The following is a 1,722-nucleotide window of genomic DNA, read 5'->3' as shown; positions in this document are numbered from 1 at the left end:
CGAAAGACATCTCACGTGCCTAACAAGTCAAGCTGCGACGGCCAGATCAGCTGATGAGGAGGTGAAGGCGTGCTGCTCGTCGAAGAGTTGCCTGGTCTGCAGGCAGTGGTAGAGCTGGCCGATCAGGCGGTTGAACAGGTGCCGCTGGGCCTGGGCGTGCCAGTCGCCGGTCTCGCGCCTTCGCCGGTAGTGTGCGTCGGCTCCGGGCGAGGCCTTGAGCGCGGAGAACGCCCAGAGGAAGCCCGCCGTGATGAGTCGGTTGTTCTTGATGAAGCGGCGTCCGACGTAGCGTTTCTTGCCGGAGGCGCGGGTGATCGGGGCCGAGCCGGCGTAGGCCTTGAGGCCGCGGGCGTCGGTGAAGCGTTCGCGGTCGTCTCCGATCTCGGCGAGCACCCGGGCGCCGAGCTGGACCCCGAGTCCGGGGAAGCTCAGGATGATCTCAGCGTCCGGGTGCTGGCGAAAATGGGCCTCCACCGCCTCGGCGAGCCCGTCGGCCGCGACGCAGGCGGCATCCAACTGGCCGATGAGCGCGATGAGTTGGTAGCCCATCGCGTCCTCGATGGCGGTCGGCTGCCGGGCGTAGTCGCCCCGGAAGACCTCGCGCAGGCGCTCGGCTTCCGCGTCGAGGCCCCGCTGGCGGCCGGCTCGTTTGAGGGCGGCGGCGATCTGCGGGCGGGTGAGCCGTGCGGCCCTGGCCGGAGTCGGGGCCGCGGTCAGGACGGCGCGGGCATCCGCGCGGGCCAGACCGTGCTGTTTGCCGAGGAAGGCGTCCAGGGCGGCCGGGTAGTACTCACGCAGCAGCGAGCGGACCTGGTTGGCGAGCTGCTGTCGGCTCCAGACCGCGTCCTGCTGGGCGCGGGCGAGCACCGCGATGGCGCGGGCCTGGTCGGAGTCGGCGGGCAGCGGCCGGTGGGCGTGCCTGTCGGTGCGCAGGATGTTCGCCAGAACCAGGGCATCGCCCGGGTCGGACTTCTTGCGGGAGACGCTGTGCCGGTCGCGGTAGCGGGCGGCGGCGAGCGGGTTGACCGCGTAGATGGGCCGCTTCCCGGTCCGCAGGGCGGCCACCAGCAGGCCTCGGCCGGTCTCGATGGCCACCGGTATCGGCTCGTCGGGGCTGTCGCCGTGCTCGGCGAGCAGGTCCAGAAGCAGCCGGTAGCCGGCCGCGTCGTCACTGATGCGGCGTTTGGCGAGCAGGGTGCCCGCCTCGTCGACCAGGGCGACATCGTGGTGGCTCTCGGCCCAGTCGATGCCGCAGAACACCGTCACATCAATCTCCGTTCTGTTGCTGTTCGCGCAGGTGGTGAGCCGGTGCGGGCCACGCGGCGACCTAATTCCAGGACTCGATCGGTCCGCCATCTCACAAGCCGTTCGCGGCACCAGCGCGCCGCAGGGGCCTCCATCTTCGACAGAGCTCGACGGCTCGGGAGGAAAGGAAGAGGTCGCCCTGCGGAGGGCTCACACCGCGACTTTCAACGTCCGAACCGCCCTGGCGGGTTCGCGGTGGCCCGAGGGCGCCGGGTGCCACCGTTCTTTCGTAAGGCCTCGCCGGGCCAGGAACCCAGAGGGGTCAGCCCGGCGCCCACGTAACCACCACGAACCCGTGCCGGGTGGCCGACCAACCTCGACCCAGGCCTGGAAAACCTGACGAGATCCCGGTCCCCATCCGCAAATCACTCCACCGGCCCTGACAGGCCGACTGGAATCACCTACTCACGAATTAGG

The 1,722-nt window shown here is 70.0% G+C and carries 1 protein-coding gene; it reads right to left on the bottom strand.

Features of this window, described 5'->3' with window-relative positions; genetic code table 11:
* Positions 1-27: 27 nt before the first annotated feature.
* Positions 28-1,266 (bottom strand): IS110 family transposase, encoded by a 1,239-nt coding sequence (locus tag ACIRVF_RS42905; protein WP_402830689.1) that lies wholly within the window; start codon positions 1,264-1,266, stop codon positions 28-30.
* Between the last annotated feature and the right edge of the window lie 456 nt (positions 1,267-1,722).

Origin of the sequence: Kitasatospora sp. NPDC101157 (assembly GCF_044768255.1) — a bacterium.
In the GTDB taxonomy this organism is placed as follows: Bacteria; Actinomycetota; Actinomycetes; order Streptomycetales; family Streptomycetaceae; genus Kitasatospora.
Note: the sequence above shows the minus strand (reverse complement) of the source record. Positions and strands in the feature narration are given on the sequence as shown.